The following is a 21,320-nucleotide window of genomic DNA, read 5'->3' as shown; positions in this document are numbered from 1 at the left end:
GGGTTTCGGGCTAGGCCCGCGTCACACGCCTTCTCCGGACGGGGCCGGAACGGGCTCGATCACCGGAAGCTCAATAAAAAAACGCGAGCCGACCGGACGATTATCCTCCACACGGATTGTACCGCCATGTTCGGCAATGATGCGCGCGGCGATGGCCAGACCCAGGCCCGTGCCGCGTTCCTTGGTCGAAAACGTGGGCAGGAAAAGCTTGTCCTTGTCCTCCGGAGAGATGCCGTGGCCGGTGTCTTCGATGCGGATCTCCACCATTTCGGCGTCGGGGATCGCGCGGGTGGCGATGCGGATCTGTTTGACCCGGGCGTTCTCCAGGGCTTCCGCGGCGTTGTCAATCAAATTGACGAAGACGCTGCGGAGCAGTCCGCCGTCCCCGCGCACGGCGGGAAGATGGACTTCCAGTTGCGTCTGCACGGAGACGCCGTCGAGCCGCCCGGCGAAGACCTCGAGAGCCTCGCGGATCACCTGATTGGCGTCCGTGGGGCCGAGCTTGGCGGTGGGGAAACGCACAAACTGGGAAAACTCGTTGACCAGGGAAGCCAGGGTGGCGACTTCGCGTTCGATGAGCTGCGAACATTCCTGCACCAGCCTGGCCAGCTCCGGATCGCGCTCGGCTGGCGCGCCGGGCTGGGCGCCGCGGCGCTCCAGGAAGCGGGTCAAACGCTGGGCGGATAGCTGGATCGGCGTCAGGGGATTCTTGATTTCATGCGCGATGCGCTTGGCCACTTCCTGCCAGGCCGCCGATTTCTGGGCGCGCAGCACTTCGGTGAGATCGTCAAGAACCACGACGTAGCCGGTATTGGCGCGGCGCGGCCCCAGCGAACTCACCGTGACCGCGGCGTGCAGCACGCGGCCCTGCACGATCAGCTCGATCTCCCGTGTGACCACGCCCATGCGCTGGGCGCGGCGCATCAGATTGTGCACCAAGCGGGCCGCGTCCGGCCCCAACAGCTGTTCCAGGTTCTGCGCGTTTCCCGCAGCCTCCCCGGTGATGCGGGTCATGGCCGGATTGGTGCGCAGAACGGCGCCGCTGGCGTCCAGCGAAATGACCCCGGTGGGGATGTTCTCCAGAATCGTCTCCATGAGCTGGCGGCGGCGCTCCAACTCCTGAACGGCCTGCTGCAGGCTGCGCGTGAATTCGTCGATCTGGCGGCGGCTGTCGCGCAACTGGGTAGTCATGGCGTTGAAGGAGCGCACCAGCACGCCGAGTTCGTCCTGCGCCTGTTCGGGGACCTGGTAGTCGAAATTGCCGGAGGAGATTTCCCGGGTGCCTTCGGCCAGGGCCTGAATGGGGACGGTGACCTGCTTGGCGAGAAAGAGGGCCATCCACAACGCGGCGAAGAGCAGAAGCAGGGTGAAGAGTAGAAGGATCTGCAGCATCTGCGTCTTGAGGGCGCGCAGATGCTGCTTTTCGTAACCGTAGGCCAGGGACTGCTTGTCCACTTCCGCGTAGCGCTGAAGGAAATTCTGGGGGAGGCGGCGCGCTACCACCAGCACCGCGGCGTTTGGGGAAGGCAGCGGGGTGTTCCCGATGTAGGTTTCCTGTCCCAGAAGCCAGATCTGCGCGCCGCTGGGCAGCGTGCGGGCCCGCCGCGGCGTGACCGCGAGAGGGATGGCGGTTTGCGTGGAGTTGGGCGCCGGGGAAACGCGGCGCAGCACATGGGACATGCTGCCATCTTCGTGCAGCAGCCAGGCAGCATCCGCGCCCATAGCAACGGCTCGCGCGGGCCACTCCCCGGGTTGCGATGCTGGTCCCTTCGTGGCCGAAGAACCGGAGGAAGCAACCGCGGCAGCTCCCAGATCGTTCATGCGCTGCAACTGCACCCTGCCGAAATCGGCGAGCAACTCCCGGGTCTCCTGAACGGCGAGTTCCAGCGGGCGGGGAAACCAGCGCGCCAGGGTACGGTTGAGGAGCGAGTAGCTGACGATGAACATGAAAAAGATGGGCAGCAGGGAGATGACCATCGCGCCCAGAACCATCTTGGTCTTGAAGCGCGCACCAAGCTGCTGTTTGTTGCGCTCGTTCCACAGGCGCAGAACCGTGCGCATCAGCACCAGCCCGAAGACGATCAGAGCCGCGGTGATGAAGCTGGACACGGCGTAGAGGGTCAGGACCTGCGGCCAGGTCTTGGGCTCGAAAGGCATATCCAGCGAGCCGAGGGTGAAAACGGCGGCAAGCAGCAGCGTCAGGAGGACGCCGCCAACCGCCAGACGCAGGCGTTGCTTGAAATTCATCGGGCTCATGAAGCTCCAACCGCTCTTTTGCCTGCACGTGCGGGAGAAAGGATGCGGGTGGCGCCGGGTTGCGGCAAAAAAGAACGTAAGGGGCATACAGCGCAGCGGGGATTGGTTTTGCGGCACCAGTCCTTGCCCGTGCGCACGATCAGCGCGTGGTATTCGTTATAGAGCGGAACGCGGCGCGGGAGGTGCCGTTCGAACTGCGCGCGGAGCTGCTCGTAGGGGTCGCGGGGCAGCGCCTGGCCGTGGCGCTCGAGGATGCGCCGTGTGTAAGCGTCCACGACGAAGACGGGATGCGCGCCGGCGTAGAGAAGGATGGAGTCGGCGGTCTCCGGGCCGATGCCGTAAATACCCAGCAGGCGCTCGCGAAGTTCCGCGGTGGGCGTGCGAAACATGCGCGCCAGCGAGCCGCCGAATTCTTTGCGCAGAAAGCGGACGAAGGCTTTCAGCTTCCGCGCTTTCTGGCGGAAATAACCGGAGGGGCGGATGCAGCGGGCCAGTTTCGCCGTGGAGACGCGTTCGAGCCCAACCGGGCGCAGCAATTTTTCGCGGCGCAGATTGACGATGGCACGTTCGACGTTAGGCCACGAAGTGTTCTGCGTCAGGATGGCGCCCACGATGACTTCAAAAGATGTGCGCCCGGGCCACCAATACTGCGGACCCAGCGCGGCAAAGAGCACGTCGTAGTAGGAAAGCAGGGGGTGGACAAGAAGGGAAGGGCGCGCCGGAGGATGGACACTTTTGGTCAGGCGAGTGTCGAAATCCGGCAGTGACACGAAGTGGGACATCTCCACGCACGATAACTGTCACTTCGAGGCAAGTCAAGAATGACACTTTTGCGCGCGGACAAAGCGACCTGTTCTTCCGGACAGGTGTTAGCCCTTACAGAACGAGAGCCGAATTTGTCCCTTTGACGTCGTCTCCCCTCTGCTAAGGTTAGCCTCGGGTGCAGAACCCGGGGAGTGCTGGATGTCTGTCCGGCTCGGCGAAATACTAATTAAGGAAAGCCTGATCACCCAGGAACAGCTGCAGAAAGCCCTGGACCATCAGCGCACGAACGGCGGCAAGCTCGGTAGCTGTCTGGCCAAGCTGGGTTTCATCACCGACGACGACATCACGGGTGTGTTGTCCCGGCAATACGGCGTTCCCTCAATCAACTTGAAGTTTTATGAGATTGACCCGACGGTGATCAAGCTGATTCCGCAGGATACCGCTACGCGCTACCAGGTTATCCCGCTTTCCCGCGTGGGCTCTGTTTTGACCATCGCGATGACCGACCCCACCAACGTCTTCGCCATGGACGATATCAAGTTCATGACCGGCTTCAACGTGGAGCCGGTAGTCGCGTCGGAATCCGCCATCGCGGAAGCCATTGCCCGCTTCTACGGGGCGTCGAATGCGCAGCAGGAAGATCTCAGCAGGATGATGAGCGAGCTGGTGGATGAGGAGGAGCAGGACGTCGAGCTGGCCGCCGAAGAAGCGGAGATGGACGCGTCCGCACTGGAACGCGTCGCCGAAGAAGCTCCCATCATCAAGCTGGTCAACATGATTCTGACCAACGCGGTGAAGATGGGCGCCAGCGACATCCACGTCGAGCCGTACGAGATGGAGATGCGCGTGCGGTATCGAGTGGACGGCGTTCTGCAGACGGTGATGACTCCGCCGATGCGCGTGAAGGACGCCATTACCAGCCGCATGAAGATCATGGCCAAGCTGGACATCGCGGAAAAGCGCCTCCCGCAGGATGGGCGCATCATGATCAAGTACAAGGCCGACGGAAAGAAGAAGGAACTGGACTTCCGCGTTTCCTCGGTGCCCACGCTCTACGGCGAGAAGATCGTTCTCCGGTTGCTGGACAAAGAGAACTTGCGCCTGGACATGACCAAGCTGGGTTTCGAGGCGGAATCGCTGGCCAAATTCGAACGCAACATTCTGCGGCCCTACGGCATGGTACTGGTTACCGGCCCGACGGGCTCGGGCAAGACGAATACCCTGTATTCCTCGGTGGCCAAGCTCAATACCGTTGAAACCAACATCATGACCGCGGAAGACCCGGTGGAGTTTCAGTTGCAGGGCGTCAATCAGGTACAGATGAAAGAGCAGATCGGACTGAACTTCGCCGCCGCCCTCCGCGCCTTCCTGCGCCAGGACCCCAACATCATTCTGGTGGGAGAGATCCGCGACTTCGAGACGGCGGAAATCGCGGTCAAAGCCGCTCTGACGGGCCACTTGGTACTCTCCACGCTGCACACCAACGACGCTCCGTCGACCATCAGCCGCATGATGAACATGGGCATCGAGCCTTTCCTGGTGGCCACGTCGGTGAACCTGATCTGCGCGCAACGCCTGGTGCGGCGCATCTGCGCGAACTGCAAGGAAGTGCTGGATATTCCGGAGCAGGCGCTGATCGACGCCGGCTATTCGCCGGAAGAGGCCAAGAAGACGAAGATCTATCACGGCAAGGGCTGCTCGAACTGCAATAAGGGCGGGTATAAGGGACGCGCGGGCCTCTATGAGGTCATGGAGATCACCGACGAGCTGAAGGAGTTAATTCTCGTCGGCGCTTCGGCGCTGGAGTTGAAGAAGAAAGCGGTCGAAACAGGAATGATCACCTTGCGGCGCAGCGGCTTGATCAAGGCGGCCGCCGGCGTGACGACACTGGAAGAAGTGCTGCGCGAAACGGTTCTCTAGAACGGGGGCAAGACCGGTATGGCTGGAATTACGCTGAGTGAATTGCTGAAGAAGATGATCGAGATGGGCGGCAGCGACCTGCACATCACCACCAACAGCCCGCCGCGCATCCGTGTGCATGGCCATCTGAAGCCGCTGGATATGCCGCCGCTGACCGCCGCGGATACCAAGTCGCTGGCCTACAGCGTGCTCACCGACGCGCAGAAACACCGTTTCGAGGAGAACCTGGAACTCGACTTTTCCTTCGGCTTGAAGAATATCGCGCGTTTCCGCGGCAACATCTTCAATCAACGCGGCGCGGTCGCGGCCGTGTTCCGTACCATTCCTTGGGAGATCAAGAACTTCGAAGCCCTGGGTTTGCCGCCGATCATCAAGACCATGTGCGAAAAGCCGCGCGGCCTGGTTCTGGTGACCGGTCCGACCGGGTCCGGGAAGTCCACCACGCTCGCCGCCATGCTCGACAAGATCAACAGCGAGCGCGAAGAGCACATGATCACGGTCGAGGACCCCATCGAGTTCCTGCACAACCACAAGAAGTGCCTGGTGAATCAGCGCGAAATTCACTCGGATACGCATTCCTTTGCCAATTCGCTGCGCGCCGCGCTGCGTGAAGATCCCGACGTGGTGCTCATCGGCGAAATGCGCGACCTGGAAACCATCGAGTCGGCGCTGCGCATCGCGGAAACGGGTCACTTGACCTTTGCGACGCTGCACACCAATTCAGCCGCTTCGACCATCAACCGCATCATTGACGTCTTTCCGTCCCACCAGCAGCCGCAGATCCGCGCGCAGCTCTCCATGGTGCTGGAAGGGGTGCTCTGTCAGGCGCTGCTGCCGCGCGTGGATGGGCGGGGCCGCTTGATGGTGATGGAAATCCTGGTGCCGACTCCGGCCATCCGCAACCTGATCCGCGAGGACAAGATCCATCAGATCTATTCCTCCATGCAGACGGGTACCGGCACCTCGGGCATGCAGACATTTAACCAGAGCCTGGCGAACGCCTATTTTCAGAAACAGATTTCCCTGGAAACGGCTATCTCGCGATCGTCCAACCAGGACGAACTGCAGGACATGATCAACCGTGGGGTGGCGTCAAGTCCGAACGGCGGTATGAAAGCTCCCACGGGGCGGCGGTAAACCGGTTTACGTCCAGAATTGTCTGGGCGAACCGAGTGCGGTAACTGAGGAGGGGTACGAACATGCCCGTTTTTACCTATCGAGGCACGAATCGCGCGGGCGCCACCGTGAGTGGCGAAATGGCCGCGACGAACAAGAACGAACTCAGCACCCTGCTGCGGCGCCAGCAGATCACGCCCACCAAGATGTCGGAGAAGGGCAAGGAGTTCAACCTTCCGTCATTTGGCGGCGGCGTGAAGGCCAAAGATCTGGCGATTTTCACGCGCCAGTTCTCGGTGATGATTGACGCCGGACTCCCGCTGGTGCAGTGTCTGGAAATTCTCGCCAGCCAGCAGGAGAACCCGACCTTTCAGAAGGTGCTGGTAGGCACGCGCAGTGCGGTCGAGGGTGGCGCGACTCTTTCCGCGGCCATGCGGCAGTATCCCAAGGTATTCGACCCCCTCTTCGTGAACATGGTGGAAGCGGGCGAGACGGGCGGTATTCTTGACACCATTCTGCAGCGCCTGGCTACGTACATCGAAAAAAACGTGAAGCTGCAGCGGGCCGTGAAATCGGCCATGGTCTACCCGATCGGTGTGCTCTCGGTGGCCGGCGGCGTCATCATCTTGCTGTTGTGGAAGGTGGTGCCGATTTTCGCAACGCTGTTCCTGGGTCTGGGTGTCGATCTGCCGCTGCCGACGAAGATCGTGATCGGTCTGAGCAACTTCATCGGCAGTATCTTCGGGTTCATGATCCTGGTGGCGGGGGTCGGCGCCTTCTTCGGCATCAAGTCCTGGTACGGGACGCCGCAAGGGCGCTATTACCTGGATTCCCTGCTGCTCAAGCTTCCGCTCATGGGTGTGTTGCTGCGCAAGATCGGTGTGGCGCGCTTCACCCGCACACTGGGGACGCTGATCGCCAGCGGCGTGCCCATCCTGGAGGGATTGGACATCACGGCGCGGACGGCGGGGAATGCGGTCATTGAGAAGGCGCTGCTGAATGTGCGCAAGTCGCTGGAAGAAGGCAAGACACTCACCGAGCCTCTGAAAGAGTCGAACGTTTTCCCGGGCATGGTCACGCAGATGATCGGCGTCGGCGAACAGACGGGCGCGATGGATGCCATGTTGCAGAAGATAGCCGATTTCTATGAAGACGAAGTGGACGCGGCGGTGAAGGATCTTTTGACGGCCATGGAACCCATCATGATCGTGGTTTTGGGCGGCGTCGTCGGCGGCGTCGTCATATCCATGTACCTGCCGCTCTTCTCGCTGATCGGCAAGCTGAGCAAGTAGCCGTAACCCCCGGACTGTCGCGGGCGCGCCTGCTTGCCGGGGGGGCGCCGAAGAGAAATGCTCCCCAGTTCGGGCCTTCTCCGGCTGCATCGCAGTTCCTGACCGGCCGGCGAGCGGCATTCTTTTTCAATGGCGGAGCGCATGGAGCATACCCAAGCAACACGGGATTGGCTGGGCTGGCTGACACGCGTCCGGCTGATGATGATCGTGCTCATTCTGGGCGTGGCGGTAATCTGGCCGCAGTACGCGCCCGCCTCGGTTTTCTCCCGTTATCTTCTCCCGATCATCATGCTCTTCTGGATTACCCTGGGCGTCCTGTATGCCCTGCTGGTGCGTTGGGTTCCGCAGGCCCGCTGGCACGCCCCGCTGCAGGTAGGCATCGATATTTTGCTGATCACCGCGGTGGTCTACGTCACCGGCGTTCAGGAAAGCTATTTCATCTCCCTCTACCTGCTGGTCATTATTGTGGCCAGCATTCTCTTCAGCCGGCGCATGGCCTTTGTCACTGCCGGCCTGTGCCTGGTGCTCCTCGCGGTGCTTTCGGTGGTGGCCTATGCGGAAAAGATTCCGCGGACCTATGCGGTGGCGCCCACAGGCGCCGCTCTGCGCCTATGGTTTCTCAGTCATTTTCTGGCCTTCTTCGCGGTGGCCTATCTTTCCGGATTGCTTGCGCAGTCGCTTTATTCCAAGGGCCAGGAGCTCGAGGAAAAACGCGAAGAACTTCTCGACCTGCGGAACTTCACCGAAGACATCATCCATTCGATGCGCGGCGGCCTGATCACCACGGATTTGCAGGGCCGCATCCTGCTCCTGAACCGCACGGGCGAAGAAATTCTCGGGTATCGCTTTGAGGATCTGCGCGGGGCGAACCTGGCCGAGAAGTTCCCCGAATTCTGGCTGCCGGGACAGACGGAAGGGCAGGAGAACAGTGTGACGCGCAGGGAGATCGAATTCCTGACGGCCGACGATCAAGAGCGCTTCCTGGGGATTTCCGTGTCGCCGTTTCGGTCGCGGGATCCGCGGCAGAGCGGCTTTGTCTTCAATTTTCAGGATTTGACGGAATTGCGGCGCCTGGAACAGGAAGTGGCTACGAAGGAGCGCATGGCGGCGCTGGGGCGGCTTTCGGCAGCCATCGCGCACGAAATCCGCCAGCCGCTCACGGCCATGGCTGGGGCTGTAAAGGAACTGGCGCGGCTGGTGCCTTTGGAGGAGGACGAGAAGCACCTGGTGAATATCGTCAGCCGGGAATCGGAAAGGCTGAACCAGATCATCACCGACTTTCTCAACTACTCGCGTGAAAAGACCTACGAATTCCAGGAAGCGGACGTCTGCGCACTGCTCGATGAAGTGCTCACCCTGATCGAAAAGAAGCCGGAGCATCAGGCCAAGTACCGAATCGTGCGGGTCTACAACGGACAGATGATGCGTGCCCGGGTGGATGTCAACCGCATGAAACAGGTGTTCTGGAACCTGTGTGACAACGCCTTGCGGGCCATGCCTGGCGGTGGAACCCTGACCGTGCAGCTGGAGCCGCAGCTGTTTTGGCTGCGCATCGCCTTTCGCGATACCGGCATCGGATTGGATGCCAAGCGCCAGGAGAAAATCTTCGAGCCGCTGCAATCCGGGTTCGAGGGTGGCACTGGGCTCGGGCTTTCCATCGTCTATCAGATCGTGCAGGCGCATAGCGGGAAGATCAGCGTGATTTCGGAGAAGAACCAGGGCGCGGAGTTTATCGTGGAATTGCCGCGGGTGGCGTAACGCCGGGCGGCACAGAAAATTGCGTTCGAGGAACGGATACACGTATGGCACTCATACTGGTGGTGGATGACGAACGTTCAATCTGCGAACTATTGGAGATCACCTTCCGCAAGGAGGGCCACAAGGTCGAGGTGGCCAAATCCGTGGAAGAGGCGCAGCGCAAGCTGGAATCCAAGATTTTCGACATCGTGATTTCAGATATCCGCATGCCCGGCAGCACGGGTGTGGACCTGCTCAAGTTCGTAAAGGAGATCTCCCCGGACTGCTTTTTCCTGCTGATTACCGGGGTGCCCACGGTGGAGACGGCTATTGCGGCCATCAATTCCGGCGCGGACCGCTACGTCATCAAGGACCACGAATTGGTGGACCAGTTGCGCCGCGCCGTACGCGCCGCTTCCGAAAGCCTGCGCTTGCAGAAGGAGGCCGGGTATCTGCGGCGAGAACTGCGCCGGCTGACGGGCCTGGACAACATCATCGGCCAGAGCCCCAATATGCGCGCCATCTTCGAGCTGATCCAGACCGTCGCGCCGCAGACCAGCCGCGTGCTGATCACGGGGGAGAGCGGCACGGGGAAGGAACTGGTGGCGCGCGCCATTCACGAAAACAGCGCCCGGGCTGCCGCCCCCTTTATCACCATCAATTGCGGCGCCTTCCCCGAAACCCTGCTGGAATCCGAGCTTTTCGGATACATGAAAGGCGCCTTCACCGGAGCCAACGAAAACCGCCGCGGACTTTTCCAGGCGGCGCACGGGGGCACGCTCTTCATGGACGAGATCGGCAACATGAGCCTGACCATGCAGGTAAAGCTCTACCGCGTCCTGCAGGAAGGGAAGCTGCGTCCGCTGGGCAGCACGGAAGAAACGGACGTAGACGTTCGCGTGATCACCGCCACCAACAAAGATTTCGAAAAAGAGATTGCCGAGGGGCGCTTCCGGGAAGACCTCTATTACCGGCTCAGCGTCATCCCCATCCATCTTCCGCCGCTGCGCGAACGGCGCGACGACATTCCGCTGTTGGCGCGGCATTTCCTGGAAAAGTTCACCAAGGTGATGAACAAACCCGTTCGCGGGATTTCCCCGGAAGCCATGCGCCGCCTGGAAACCTACGAATGGCCGGGAAATGTGCGCGAGCTCGAGAACACCCTGGAGCGCGCGGTGGCGCTGGAATCGGGGAGCGAGGTGTCCCTGGGCGTTCTGCCGGGCCGCATCGGCGGCTACGAAACCCCGGCGAATGCGCCAGGCAACGGGTCTTTCCAGCTGCCGGTCGACGGGCTCGATTTCGAGAAGCAGATGGCCGAAACGGAGAGGCGTTACCTGCAGACGGCCCTGGAAGCCGGCGGCGGTGTACGCACCCGCGCCGCGGAGTTACTGAAGATCAGTTACCGTTCCTTCCGGCATTACGCAAAAAAACACAACGTATAGGAGCATGTGGAGTGCAGGGTAGTCGCGGCGCCGGCGTTCAGCGGCGTGGGGCGAGTTCTGCGAGCGGAGCCGGCGCGCCCGCGGGCAGCCGCTGTTTGCCGCGCAGCGCCCGCAGCGGATAGGCCAGGGCCATGACCGCCAGGAATCCCATCGCGGGGTCAATCGGATGCCGGTAGCGCGGGGATGTGTGAGTGATGTAGTACACCAGGGGAAAGAGAAGCATCAGGCAGAGAAACGGGATGCTTTGCAACGGCTGCGCGCGCTGCATCAAGTACAAACCCAGAAAGGCCAGCAAAGAGAAGAGATAGCTGCCTGCGAGGCTGATCTTCAGCCACAGCGGGATGCGCGTCCAGATGTCTGCTAGGGGCTCCCACGTTCCTGTCCAGTTGTGCATGAAACGCCGGAAGAAGAAGCGGCCGAAATCCGCGGGATGGGTCTTGATGAATTGCCAGGCCAGGCTTTGTTTTTCCTGCATATAGGCGATCTCCCCCAGGCGCAAAAACTTTGCGCGTTCCTGCGCATTGTCGCTGGGATGCAGCCACCAGGCCCAGGTATCGGGAACCTCTGGATTGTTCCCGAGCCAAAGCTCCAGGCCGAAATTGGATCGCAACAGAAGCGCTTTGTGGAAGACAACCTGGTTGCGGAGCAGCCACGGAGAAACACCCGCAGCAAAGACCAGCAGTGCCATTGTTCCAAGCCGCAACCAGGAGGCGCCGCGTTGCCTCGCCCGATAGATTGCATATCCGAGCAGACCCGGAAATACAGATAGAAGGGCGGCGTTGGTCAGGGCACCGAATGCCCAGAGTCCGCCATAACCGGCCCAGCGGCTTGGCCGGTCCGTATCATCCAGGGCGTAGGTGGCCCACAGCAGAAGAGTCAGGAGCAGCGCCGACAGGCTGGTATCCCACGTCCATACGACGGAATAGAATATGGAACCAGTATGCAGAGCCCAACACCAGGCCGCAGCGACGCCAACGCTGGGATTGAACAGCCGCCGGCCAAGCGCATGGAGCGGGAAGCAAGCCAGTGCGGCAAAAAGACAATTCAAAATCTTGATGATGATTTCGGTGCTGCGCGCATAGATTCCGAAAACCTTGAAAATGCCGGCCAGGAGGTAGGGATAAACCGGCGTGATCCAGGCGGTAGGTCCGGATTCTACATTCAATGGCGAGCTGAAGCCGTGCCCTTCGGTGATAGAACGAGCAATCTGCCCGGTTTCGAAGCCGGGTACGATGTGCGTGGCGATGCGCGCGGGCTCGACCCACTGCGAATAGGCGAGATAGGCGAAGCGTATGGCCAGGGCCACGGCAAAAATTAGGGCTGGCGATGCAAAGTACCGGCGCAAGCGATGGCCGGAATTTAGTGCAGGCGATGAGCCTTCCATAGGAGGAAGTTTATCGGCGAGCACCCGCAGCTTCAATTATTACGTGCGGAGCCGTTTCCAAGTCCTGGCAGGCCGTATCTATTTGCTAATCTCTGCCGCAACGCCGATTTTTGTGCCTAAGCTATTTGGTCAAAAGACAAGAGCGAAGCAGGACAACCTGGTTAAGCAGGAAGGGGACAAGCGCCATTTAGTGGCGACAGAAAGTGTCACATTTGAGGTAAAATCGAATTGATTTCGCTAGCGATATGCGATTGGATTCCTGTCGACCATTGTAAGTATTTTATAATGAGTTGGTTATGAGAGAAATCTCGTTGACAGGAGAGAGTGGTGGTTTTGGCAGAAGATATGCTCTTTAAGTGGTCGGTTCTCGGAACGCCAAATTTCAAGGAGATTCTGAATGCGCAAGAATCAAAAGGGTTTTTCACTGATTGAGCTTCTGATCGTTGTGGCGATCATTCTGATTATCGCCGCGATCGCCATTCCCAACCTGCTGCGCTCGAAGATGGCTGCCAACGAGGCTTCGGCCGTTGGTTCGCTGCGTTCGATCAACACCGCTTGCGTTACCTATGCATCGACCTACGGGATCGGCTTCCCGTTGGCGCTCGCCAATCTGGCGCCGGCCGCGTCACCGACTTCCGCCGCGGCGGATCTGATTGACAACGTGCTTGCCACCGGAACCAAGAGCGGCTATTCGTTTGTCCTTACTGCCGCCAACCCCTCGAACGGCGTGTATCAGACCTACACGGCGACGGGCGAGCCGGTGTCCGTGAACCAGACGGGCAACCGGTACTTCTTCACGGATCAGAGCTTCGTGATCCGGCAGAAGGTGGGCTCTCCGGCCGTGGTTACCGATACCCCGATCGGAAACTAAGATCAGTCGAGAAGCAATACCGGCACGGGGGGAGCACTGCTCCCCCCGTGCCATTTTGTATTCGGAGAACTTGTTGCGGGCAACAAAATGGGAAAAACTTGTTGGCAAAAATTGACGACAAAAAATGTCCTTGCTGACCGTGGATGAAGTTGCCTTGTTACCATTAGGATTATCGAAATTCTAGGAATCCTCTAAATATTGTGGAATGAACATGATAAATCTTTATTAGCCTTCGGCTACTCTACGGCGGCTTTGGCTAGATACATGCATGTGTTAAGTAGAGAAACTAGGAGCGTGATGTTTCAGAGGATCCGATATGCATAAAAATCAACAGGGTTTTTCGTTGATCGAACTGCTGATCGTCGTAGCGATTATTCTGATTATCTCGGCGATTGCCGTTCCGAATCTGCTGAAATCCAAAATGGCCGCGAATGAGGCTTCGGCCGTGGCTTCGTTGCGCACGATTAACACCGCTGCCGTCACCTATTCGACCACCTATGGAATTGGCTACCCGCTGGCACTGAGCAATCTGGCGCAATCGGCGTCCCCGTCCTCCAGCGCGGCGGACATGCTGGACAGCGCGCTCTCCACTGGCGTGAAGAGCGGCTACACGTTTGACCTTGCCGGTGGCACTCCGATCACCGGCATTTACTTGACGTATACGGCGACAGGGAGCCCGACGAATCTGAACCAGACAGGTAACCGTTACTTCTTCAGCGATCAGTCCGGCGTGATCCGGCAAAAGACTGGCGCACCGGCCACGGTCACAGACACTCCGATTTAAGAGGAAAAGCGCTTCCTGCGGCTCTCCTTTTCACCCGGGTTCACCCGAAAATTGCTACACTGCCGGCATGATCATGCTGGTGCTGCTCTTCTGTATTTTTTCAGCGTCGGAGCTTCCCGCGGCCGAGCCGCCGGAGACCGCCAGGGTTGTCCGGCTTCTGGAGACCCGCTATAGCGGCGCCAGGACGCTCCGTGCAGTCTTCCTCGAACGCTACCTGGAAAATGGCCGGCAGGTCCGGGCGGAGTCCGGCAGGGTCACATTCCAGCGTCCAGGGAAGATGCGCTGGGAATACGAATCTCCGGAAGCCAAGGTATTTATCAGCGACGGCCGGACGATCTGGTTTTACGTGCCTGCCGACCGCACGGTCATGCGCAGTACGGTGAAAGAAGACGACGATGAGCGCACTCCCTTCGGGCTGCTAACCAGAAACCCGCGTGTCTCGCGCTTGTGTGGCAGCGTAACTCTGGGCTCCGCCGCGGAAGCCGCCACGCCCGGAAATCTGGTGCTGCATTGCCGCCCGCGCGGGGCGAAGGCGGCGCGTCAGGGAGCGGGCGAAATCCTGCTGGAAGTCGCGCCGGAGACGGGCGATCTGAGCCGCGTGCGCATGGACGAGGGCGGGGAATCGGCTATTGAATTTCAGTTTTCGAACTGGGCAAAGAACGAGCCAGTAGAGGAGGCGCAATTTCGGTTTGCGCCGCCGCTGGGCGTGGCCATCGTGGACGCGCCCGCGGACGAAATCGGTGCGCGATCCAGCCCGCTGCCCTGAACCTGGTGCGGCGGGGAAGAGCTCCGGAGCGCGCTGCGGTTTACCACTAGAAGCAGGCCGTCGCGGGTTCTTCCTAAAGGCACGAAGTTCGCAGATAGAATTCAGCAGGAAGTACGCCTTTTCGGGTTGCAGAGAGGCGGCGCCTGCACGGCAGGCGCGGGGAGACGCTCTTGCCGGACAGCGGTACGGGCACAGGGGAGTTACAGGCCCAACGGCGGCGCAGCGTGCTGCTGGGTGGGGGGATCGGGCTGCTGGTGCTGCTCGCCTATGCCAGTAGCTTTCGCTTTGAGTTTGTTCATGACGACTACGGGCAGATCCTGCAGAACCCCGCGGTGCAGTCGAGCGGGCACCTTGGGAGCTACTTTTCCTCCGACGTCTGGACGGGGATTTCCGCGGTGGCCGCGGCCAGTTTTTACCGGCCCCTGTTTTTGCTCTGGTTGCGCCTGAACTTCCTGCTGTTCGGGCTCCAGCCGGCCGGCTGGCATGTGACCACGGTCCTGCTGCACGTCTTGGCCACCGTGCTGGTGTATGCGGTGGCGCGCGCCGCGCGTCTTTCGCTTTCGGGAGCGGCGATGGCCGCGCTGGTCTTCGGGCTGCACCCCATACACATTGAAACCGCGTCCTGGATTTCCGCGAGCACGGACTCGCTCTATGCGGTTTTTCTGCTCGGCTCGTTTCTGCTCTTCTTGCGCTGGTTCTATGGTGCCAGGAAAGCCAGTTTAGCGGGGTCGCTCGCTCTGTTTGCGGCCGGAACGCTCTGCAAGGAAACCGCGATCGTCTTTCCAGCCATCGTTTTCGCCTATGTGTGGATCGATGCGTGCCCAGGCCCGTCTCCGCTCTGGAGCGATTTTGGCAAGCGTTTGCGCGCCAGCCTGCAAGCGAGCGCCGGCTACGCCCTCGCGGCCATTGGCTATCTGGGGCTGCGCATTTCCGTTTTGAAGGGATTGGGGGCGCATCCAACACCTCTGGGATGGGGCACCGTGGTTCTCACCTGGCCGAAGATCTTGTGCTTTTATCTCTGGCACCTGGTCTATCCCGTTGGATTCAGCGAATTCTACGAAATTCGCTATGTTACCCGCCCTGCCGAGCCCGGATTTTACCTGCCTCTCCTGGTACTCCTGGCATGTGGCCTGGCTTTGTATGCCTGGCAGCGGAAAGCCGATACCCGGCTGGTGCGCATGGCCTGTGTCTGGTTTTTGCTGCCCCTGCTCCCGACTCTGGACCTGCAGGCTTTCACACTCGGCGAATTTGTCCATGACCGCTATCTCTATCTGTCCGTGCTGGGAATGGCGCTTCTGGCGGGGCTTGCGGTGGAAAAGCTGCAAGGCAAGGCGGGGGCCGGGCGGGCTCCGCTGCGCGGCGCTGCGGCCTGTGCCGTGGTGGGCGCCGTCCTGTTTACCCTCACGGTTAGGCAGACGGGGATCTGGAAAGATAATCTGGCCCTGTTTTCGAGGTGCTATCAAGTCTCGCCGCATAGCCGTTCGGCCAGCAGTAATCTGGCGTTTGCCCTGGCCACCCGGGGGCGTGTGGCCGAGGCCATGGCGCTGTACCGGCGTACCTTGCAGGATTGGCCCCTGGAGTGGACGCCCAACTACGATCTGGGCTATCTGTGTTATCAACAAGGGGATCTGGGCGAGGCGGAGAAGTACCTCCTGCGGGCTATCCAAATTAGCCCAAAGAACAGCGACCAGCATTTTTACTTGGGTCTGACCTGGAACCGGATGGGGTTGCGCGAGAAAGCGATCGAGAGCGTGCAGAAGGCCATCGAGTTGCGCCCAAATGCGGCGGGCTATCACTTCGCCTTGGGGGTCCTGCTGCGGCAGACGGGCAATGAATTGGGTGCGTGTGCGGCCTTCCGGCAGGAACTGGCGCTGGCGCCCAACAACTCGGCCGCTGCCGCGCAGTTCCAGCGCTGCGCTCCGTAAAGCCCCTCAGAGCGCCCCACGGGCGGGGGCCCATTTGGTAATAGGCTTCGCGAGAGTGGGACAGGGGAGAAGCTGTAGTAAACTCACAGCATGGGGGAATTTGTCTGCCGCGTGGCCGATGGGAGCGGGCGCGTCTTTGCGCTCGTCGAAGCGGCCCAGTCGCTCACAGAGGCCCGGCAGAAACTGCTGGACCGCGGGCTGTACGTGTATTCCGTGCGCGCCCGCAGCGGAATCTTCGAGGGGCTGACGCGCCAATCCCGGGAGCGCACCGTCGGCGGCTCCGAGTTCCTGATTCTGAACCAGCAGTTCAATACGCTGATCAAGGCGGGCCTCCCGATCCTGCGCGCTCTGGACCTGCTCTCGGAACGCGCGGCCTCCCCGAAGCTGCGGCCGATCGTCGGGCAGGTGCGCGACCGGGTGCGCGAAGGAAGGTCGCTGTCCGAAGCGGTGGCCGAAACCGGCGCATTCTCGAAGGTCTATGCCACGGCCATCGTGGCTGGGGAGAAGAGCGGCAATCTTTCCGGAGTGCTGGAGCAGTTCATCGCTTACCAGCGCGTTAGCACCAGCGTTCGCAAGCGGATTCTGGCCACGCTGGTGTATCCGGCGATTCTGGTTACGGTCGCGATTCTGATCGTGAGTTACCTGGTCACCTATGTGATTCCGGAATTCGCGAAGCTCTACCATGATCTAAACGTGGAATTGCCGGCGAGCACGCGCTTGCTTATCTCCGTGACCGTGCAATACCGGATGGCGTTTCTGCTGTCCATCGGGGCGCTGCTCCTCGCGGCCGTCGGAGTTTTTTTCTGGTCGCGCACGGAGAAGGGCGGGGAAGCGATGGACCGGCTGAAATTCCGCCTGCCCGTGGTGGGCGACACGCTGCTCAAGTTTCAGGTGGCGCAGTTCTCGCGTACCCTGGGCACGCTGCTCGGCGGCGGGACCCCGCTGGTGCACGCGCTGCAGACCGCGGCAGACTCGATCCAGAGCAAACTCGTGCGCGGATCGGTGCTGCAGGCCACGCAGAAGGTTCGGGAAGGGCAGTCCCTGCACGACGCCCTGATCGAGCGGCGCGTGATGCCGGAGCTCGCGCTGGATATGATCGAGGTCGGGGAATCGAGCGGGGCTTTGGTGGCCATGCTCACTAGCGTGGCGGAATTCTACGAGGAAGAAGTGACGGTCCGGCTGGCGGCTCTCATTGCCGTGATCGAGCCGGGCATTCTGATTTTCATGGCTCTCTTTGTGCTGTATATCCTGATGGCTTTGTATCTTCCGATGTTCTCGCTTTCCATGGCGGGACCGGCACGGTAAGGAGTTATGGCGACAGCGGATCCCAATCTGACTCCCGGTGGCAACCCCGGCACTCCTTCGGCCGGGGACGAACGCCACCAGCTGGAATACGCGCGGCGGCTCGCGGAGCGCTATCGCTGCGCGCTGGTGGATCTGCGCGAGCAGCGGCCCGATCCGGAGCTGTTCCGCAACATCCCCGCGGACCTCATGTTCCGTTACAACTTCGTGCCCCTGGAAGTGGTGAACAATGCCCTGGTGATCGCCGTGGCGGACCCCAGCCAGGTGCTGCTCAGCGATGAGCTACCGCTGCTGCTGGGCCGCAAACTGAGCATCAAGGTGGCCACCGCGGCGCAGATCAGCGACCTGCTCAAACGCACCGAGCAGTCGCAGCGGGTCCTGGAGCAGGCCACCGAAGCCTTCACCTTGCAGGTCTCCCGGGACGAGGAGGAAAGCGAAGAGACCATCTCCGCGGATCGCCTGACCCGCGACACCACCGCCAGCCCGGTGGTGCGTCTGGTAGAAACGGTGATCTTCACGGCCCTCGAGCGGCGCGCCAGCGACATCCACATCGAGGCCCGTGACGCCGAAGTCGTGGTCAAATACCGCATCGACGGCGTGCTGCAGCATGCCATGCCTCCCATTTCCAAGGATTGGCACACCACGATCATCTCGCGCATCAAGGTTCTCAGCGACCTGGACATCGCCGAGCGCCGCGTGCCGCAGGACGGGCGCTTCCGCGTGCGCTACAAGGGCCGCTTCATCGATCTGCGCGTTTCCATCATGCCCGCCAGCCACGGGGAAGACGCCGTGCTGCGCGTCCTCGACAAGGAGACCCTGTCGGAGAAGTTCCAGACGTTGAGCCTCGACGTCGTGGGCTTCTCGGAAGAAGAGCTGCGCCGCTTCCGCCGCTATATCTGCGAGCCGTACGGCATGGTGCTGGTCACCGGACCCACCGGCTCGGGCAAGACCACCACCCTGTATGCCGCGATCAACGAGATCAAGAGCGACGAGGACAAGATCATTACCATCGAGGATCCCGTCGAATACCAGGTCCGCGGCATCACCCAGATCCCGGTCAACGAAAAAAAGGGACTGACCTTCGCCCGCGGCCTGCGCTCCATCCTGCGCCACGACCCGGACAAGATCATGGTCGGGGAAATCCGCGACCAGGAAACCGCGCAAATCGCCATTCAGTCCGCGCTCACCGGCCACCTGGTGTTCACCACGGTGCACGCCAACAACGTCACCGACGTCATCGGGCGCTTCATCAACATGGGCGTCGAGCCCTACAACTTCGTTTCCGCGCTCAACTGCATCATGGCCCAGCGCCTGGTGCGCATGATCTGCGAGCACTGCAAGCAGGCCAAGCGCTATTCCGCGGACCAACTGCTGGAGTCCGGGCTGGACCCGGCGGTGTGGGGACAGACGGCCTTCGTGGAAGGCAAGGGCTGCCTGGAATGCTCGGGGACGGGCTACCACGGGCGCACCGCCATCTGCGAACTGCTGGATCTGACCGACCACATCCGGGAGATGATCGTGGACCGCCGGCCCACGTCGGAGATCAAGCGCGTGGCCATCGAGGAAGGGATGATTACCCTGCGGGAGAGCGGCCTGGTCAAAATCCGCGCCGGCGTGACCACGCTGCGTGAAATCAACAAGGTGACCTTCGTTGAGTAGCAGCGCGGATTTCCGGCAGGGCATTTTCAAGAGCGGACTGGTGCGCAGCTTTGTGCACTGGCTGGACGCCAGCGCGCACCCGCCGCTGGCCTGCGAGATCACCCCGGGACAAATTGCCGCGGCGCGCTTCACGCACAGGGGCGGCGTGGACGGCTTCGCCGTGGAGGCCCTCCCGCCGGGAGCCATCGTGCCCTCCGCCGTCGAGCCCAATATCATCAATACCAGCGCGGTGCGCACCACCATGGGCAGCATCTTCAGCCGCCTCGGCGCCCGGGATATGGATGTGGCGCTGCTGCTGCCGGATCCCGTGATCCGCGTTTTTGTCCAGCATTTCGAGGAGTTTCCCCGCAAACCTCAGGAAGCGCTCCCCATCCTGCGCTGGAAACTGAAGAAGAGCGTGCCCTTCGAAACCGAGGACACGCAGATCTCCTACATGCGCCAGCAACCCCGGGAAGAAGGCGTGGATGTGGTGACGGCGCTGGCCCGCCAGCGTATCGTGCGCGAGTACGAAGCCCTGGCGGAAGCCGCCGGTCTCCACCCCGGCGTGGTGCTGAGCTCCTCGCTGGCGGCCGTGTCCCTGCTCGAGGACCGCGGACCGACGCTCCTGGCGCGGGTCTCCGGGACCTCGCTGACCACGGCCATTGTGCGCCAGGGGATTCTCTGTGGCTACCGCTGCACCGAGCTCCCCGAGGATTCCAGCCGGGTCACCCCTGCAGTGCTGCTCGAAGAGGTCTTTCCCGTAGCCGCCTATTACCAGGACACCTGGCAGGAAGAGATTCGCTCGGTGCGCGTCGCCGGGCTTGGCCGCCGCCTGGACGAATTTAGCGGGCCGTTCGAGGCGGAGTTTCATTGCCCCATCCGCGGCCTGCTCAGCGCCGCCGCAGCCGACGGCCTCATCCGCGGCGATGCGCGGCCCTTGGCGGAGCGCGAGCTCGACGGGCTGGTCGGCTGGATGCTGCATCATGGATAAAGGAAGAGCATGAAGGTCCGGCTCAATCTGGCGACCAAGCCGCTCGAAACGCACCGCCGGTTTCTGACGGGCGCGGGGTTTCTCGGCGCCGTGGCCGGCATGGCCTTCCTGCTTCTGGGCGGCCACGTCTATCAGGAGCGCCGCGCGGACCAGGCGCTGCGCACAAAGACCGCGGAGGTCGAACGGCAGATCGAGGTGTTGCGCCGGGAGCGCCAGGGGCTGGAGGAGTTTTTCAGCCGCCCGGAAAACGCCCAACTGCATGAACGCGCCGCATATCTGAATTCTCTGTTGGATGCGCGCAGCTTCAACTGGACCCAAATGTTCATGGACCTCGAACAGCTTCTGCCGGGCGGCGTGCGTGTCGTGAGCATCGCCCCAAAGCTGGAGAACAACCGCGTCGAAGTGCGGCTGGTGGTGGGAGCCGCGAGCGACGAGGCCAAGCTGAAGTTCCTCCGGGCGCTCGAGGGCTCGAAGATGTTTTCGAATGTGCAGCTGCTCTCCGAACATGCCCCGCAGGGAAGTGAAGCCGGGGATCAGTCCGTGCTGGAGCTGACGGTTACCTATACGAGGACCTGAATGCGGCGGGACTTCACAATGCGCAGAATCGTGATCCTCAGCGGCCTGGGGCTTCTCCTCGCCGCGGACATCGCCCTGGCCGCGTACAACTGGCGTTCTGGCGCAGGTGTTCGCACTCCGCAACAGATGCTGGCGCTGGAAAGCCAGCAACTCAAGCTGCTCAAGGCCGACGTGGAGCGCGCCCGGGGCATCCGCACTCAGATGCCGGCCATCCAACAGGATTGCGAGCGCTTCGAGAAGTCGCTGCCGCTGGCCTCCAGCGGCTACTCCTCCCTGGTCGGCGAGCTGGGCGGCGTCGCCAAGACCGCCGGCGTGAAGATCGCCAGCCTGAATTTTAAGGGCCAGGAAGTGGCCAAGAAGCCGTTTCTGCAGGTGGAGATGGATGCCGCCATCGAGGGCGATTACACCAGCGTGGTGCGCTTTCTGAACGGCCTGCAGAAATCTGGCGGCCTGTTCATCGTGGATGACCTGACGCTGGCCTCTTCGCCGCACAATGCGGGCGGAGCTTTGCGCGTGAATCTGCACCTGCAGACGTATTTCCGGAAGACGGCATAG

Annotated in this window: 18 protein-coding genes; 15 read left to right on the top strand and 3 right to left on the bottom strand. The window is 61.4% G+C overall.

Annotated elements, in window-relative coordinates:
• Positions 1-21: 21 nt before the first annotated feature.
• Together LAN61_09995 and LAN61_09990 are read right to left on the bottom strand one after the other, a co-directional pair.
• Complete coding sequence (locus tag LAN61_09995; GenBank protein ID MBZ5540838.1) at positions 22-2,256, bottom strand: HAMP domain-containing protein; 2,235 nt, start codon at positions 2,254-2,256, stop codon at positions 22-24.
• The gene (locus tag LAN61_09990; GenBank protein MBZ5540837.1) at positions 2,253-3,038 is read right to left on the bottom strand and encodes an endonuclease III domain-containing protein; all 786 of its coding nucleotides are present in this window, start codon (positions 3,036-3,038) and stop codon (positions 2,253-2,255) included. The genes LAN61_09995 and LAN61_09990 overlap by 4 nt, the downstream gene beginning before the upstream one ends.
• Before the next feature lie 181 nt (positions 3,039-3,219).
• Here LAN61_09990 and pilB point away from each other — a divergent pair, with 181 nt between their 5' ends.
• The 5 genes from pilB (at position 3,220) to LAN61_09965 (ending at position 10,528) form a co-directional block, all read left to right on the top strand.
• Positions 3,220-4,941 (top strand): type IV-A pilus assembly ATPase PilB, encoded by a 1,722-nt coding sequence (pilB, locus tag LAN61_09985; GenBank protein ID MBZ5540836.1) that lies wholly within the window; start codon positions 3,220-3,222, stop codon positions 4,939-4,941.
• Between the two features lie 18 nt (positions 4,942-4,959).
• A complete protein-coding gene (locus LAN61_09980; protein MBZ5540835.1) occupies positions 4,960-6,078 on the top strand; it encodes a type IV pilus twitching motility protein PilT in 1,119 nt (372 codons plus the stop codon).
• 62 nt (positions 6,079-6,140) lie between these two features.
• The gene (locus LAN61_09975; protein ID MBZ5540834.1) at positions 6,141-7,349 is read left to right on the top strand and encodes a type II secretion system F family protein; all 1,209 of its coding nucleotides are present in this window, start codon (positions 6,141-6,143) and stop codon (positions 7,347-7,349) included.
• 141 nt (positions 7,350-7,490) lie between these two features.
• Positions 7,491-9,107 carry a PAS domain S-box protein gene (locus LAN61_09970; protein MBZ5540833.1) on the top strand — a complete coding sequence of 539 codons (1,617 nt, stop codon included), beginning with the start codon at positions 7,491-7,493 and terminating at the stop codon, positions 9,105-9,107.
• Positions 9,108-9,151: 44 nt separating this feature from the next.
• A complete protein-coding gene (locus LAN61_09965) occupies positions 9,152-10,528 on the top strand; it encodes a sigma-54 dependent transcriptional regulator (GenBank protein ID MBZ5540832.1) in 1,377 nt (458 codons plus the stop codon).
• Between the two features lie 37 nt (positions 10,529-10,565).
• On the opposite strand, the gene LAN61_09960 is transcribed toward LAN61_09965, so the two are convergent.
• Positions 10,566-11,834, bottom strand: a complete 1,269-nt coding sequence (locus LAN61_09960; protein ID MBZ5540831.1) for a glycosyltransferase family 39 protein — start codon at positions 11,832-11,834, stop codon at positions 10,566-10,568.
• On the opposite strand from LAN61_09960, the gene LAN61_09955 reads away from it, so the two are divergent.
• The 10 genes from LAN61_09955 to pilO all read left to right on the top strand — a co-directional run bounded on the left by LAN61_09955 (position 11,821) and on the right by pilO (position 21,320).
• Positions 11,821-12,144 carry a hypothetical protein gene (locus tag LAN61_09955; protein ID MBZ5540830.1) on the top strand — a complete coding sequence of 108 codons (324 nt, stop codon included), beginning with the start codon at positions 11,821-11,823 and terminating at the stop codon, positions 12,142-12,144. The two genes, LAN61_09960 and LAN61_09955, sit on opposite strands and share 14 nt — an antisense overlap.
• Before the next feature lie 165 nt (positions 12,145-12,309).
• Positions 12,310-12,783, top strand: coding sequence for a prepilin-type N-terminal cleavage/methylation domain-containing protein (locus LAN61_09950; protein MBZ5540829.1), 474 nt, complete (start codon positions 12,310-12,312; stop codon positions 12,781-12,783).
• A 316-nt stretch (positions 12,784-13,099) separates the two neighbouring features.
• Positions 13,100-13,567, top strand: a complete 468-nt coding sequence (locus tag LAN61_09945; protein ID MBZ5540828.1) for a prepilin-type N-terminal cleavage/methylation domain-containing protein — start codon at positions 13,100-13,102, stop codon at positions 13,565-13,567.
• 67 nt (positions 13,568-13,634) lie between these two features.
• The gene (locus LAN61_09940; GenBank protein ID MBZ5540827.1) at positions 13,635-14,333 is read left to right on the top strand and encodes an outer membrane lipoprotein carrier protein LolA; all 699 of its coding nucleotides are present in this window, start codon (positions 13,635-13,637) and stop codon (positions 14,331-14,333) included.
• 170 nt (positions 14,334-14,503) lie between these two features.
• Positions 14,504-16,258: a tetratricopeptide repeat protein gene (locus tag LAN61_09935; protein ID MBZ5540826.1), complete on the top strand. Its 1,755-nt coding sequence runs from the start codon at positions 14,504-14,506 to the stop codon at positions 16,256-16,258.
• Between the two features lie 90 nt (positions 16,259-16,348).
• Positions 16,349-17,563, top strand: coding sequence for a type II secretion system F family protein (locus LAN61_09930; GenBank protein MBZ5540825.1), 1,215 nt, complete (start codon positions 16,349-16,351; stop codon positions 17,561-17,563).
• Positions 17,564-17,569: 6 nt separating this feature from the next.
• On the top strand, positions 17,570-19,219 hold the full coding sequence (locus LAN61_09925; GenBank protein ID MBZ5540824.1) for a GspE/PulE family protein: 1,650 nt from the start codon (positions 17,570-17,572) through the stop codon (positions 19,217-19,219).
• Positions 19,212-20,189, top strand: coding sequence for a hypothetical protein (locus LAN61_09920; protein ID MBZ5540823.1), 978 nt, complete (start codon positions 19,212-19,214; stop codon positions 20,187-20,189). Before LAN61_09925 ends, LAN61_09920 begins: the two co-directional genes overlap by 8 nt.
• A 9-nt stretch (positions 20,190-20,198) precedes the next feature.
• Positions 20,199-20,765, top strand: a complete 567-nt coding sequence (locus LAN61_09915; GenBank protein ID MBZ5540822.1) for a hypothetical protein — start codon at positions 20,199-20,201, stop codon at positions 20,763-20,765.
• An 18-nt stretch (positions 20,766-20,783) separates the two neighbouring features.
• Positions 20,784-21,320, top strand: coding sequence for a type 4a pilus biogenesis protein PilO (gene pilO / locus LAN61_09910; protein ID MBZ5540821.1), 537 nt, complete (start codon positions 20,784-20,786; stop codon positions 21,318-21,320).

Source organism: Terriglobia bacterium, from assembly GCA_020072785.1.
Taxonomy (GTDB): domain Bacteria; phylum Acidobacteriota; class Terriglobia; order Acidiferrales; family UBA7541; genus Acidiferrum.
The sequence above is the reverse complement of the archived record's forward strand: the minus strand, read 5'-3'. Positions and strand labels throughout refer to the sequence as shown.

Excerpts from the sequence above, each read along its gene's own strand:
- LAN61_09995 (MBZ5540838.1), bottom strand. The coding sequence starts at position 2,256 with ATGAGCCCGATGAATTTCAAGCAACGCCTGCGTCTGGCGGTTGGCGGC.
- LAN61_09990 (MBZ5540837.1), bottom strand. The coding sequence starts at position 3,038 with ATGTCCCACTTCGTGTCACTGCCGGATTTCGACACTCGCCTGACCAAA.
- pilB (MBZ5540836.1), top strand. The coding sequence starts at position 3,220 with ATGTCTGTCCGGCTCGGCGAAATACTAATTAAGGAAAGCCTGATCACC.
- LAN61_09980 (MBZ5540835.1), top strand. The coding sequence starts at position 4,960 with ATGGCTGGAATTACGCTGAGTGAATTGCTGAAGAAGATGATCGAGATG.
- LAN61_09975 (MBZ5540834.1), top strand. The coding sequence starts at position 6,141 with ATGCCCGTTTTTACCTATCGAGGCACGAATCGCGCGGGCGCCACCGTG.
- LAN61_09970 (MBZ5540833.1), top strand. The coding sequence starts at position 7,491 with ATGGAGCATACCCAAGCAACACGGGATTGGCTGGGCTGGCTGACACGC.
- LAN61_09965 (MBZ5540832.1), top strand. The coding sequence starts at position 9,152 with ATGGCACTCATACTGGTGGTGGATGACGAACGTTCAATCTGCGAACTA.
- LAN61_09955 (MBZ5540830.1), top strand. The coding sequence starts at position 11,821 with ATGGCCAGGGCCACGGCAAAAATTAGGGCTGGCGATGCAAAGTACCGG.
- LAN61_09950 (MBZ5540829.1), top strand. The coding sequence starts at position 12,310 with ATGCGCAAGAATCAAAAGGGTTTTTCACTGATTGAGCTTCTGATCGTT.
- LAN61_09945 (MBZ5540828.1), top strand. The coding sequence starts at position 13,100 with ATGCATAAAAATCAACAGGGTTTTTCGTTGATCGAACTGCTGATCGTC.
- LAN61_09940 (MBZ5540827.1), top strand. The coding sequence starts at position 13,635 with ATGATCATGCTGGTGCTGCTCTTCTGTATTTTTTCAGCGTCGGAGCTT.
- LAN61_09930 (MBZ5540825.1), top strand. The coding sequence starts at position 16,349 with ATGGGGGAATTTGTCTGCCGCGTGGCCGATGGGAGCGGGCGCGTCTTT.
- LAN61_09925 (MBZ5540824.1), top strand. The coding sequence starts at position 17,570 with ATGGCGACAGCGGATCCCAATCTGACTCCCGGTGGCAACCCCGGCACT.
- LAN61_09915 (MBZ5540822.1), top strand. The coding sequence starts at position 20,199 with ATGAAGGTCCGGCTCAATCTGGCGACCAAGCCGCTCGAAACGCACCGC.
- pilO (MBZ5540821.1), top strand. The coding sequence starts at position 20,784 with ATGCGCAGAATCGTGATCCTCAGCGGCCTGGGGCTTCTCCTCGCCGCG.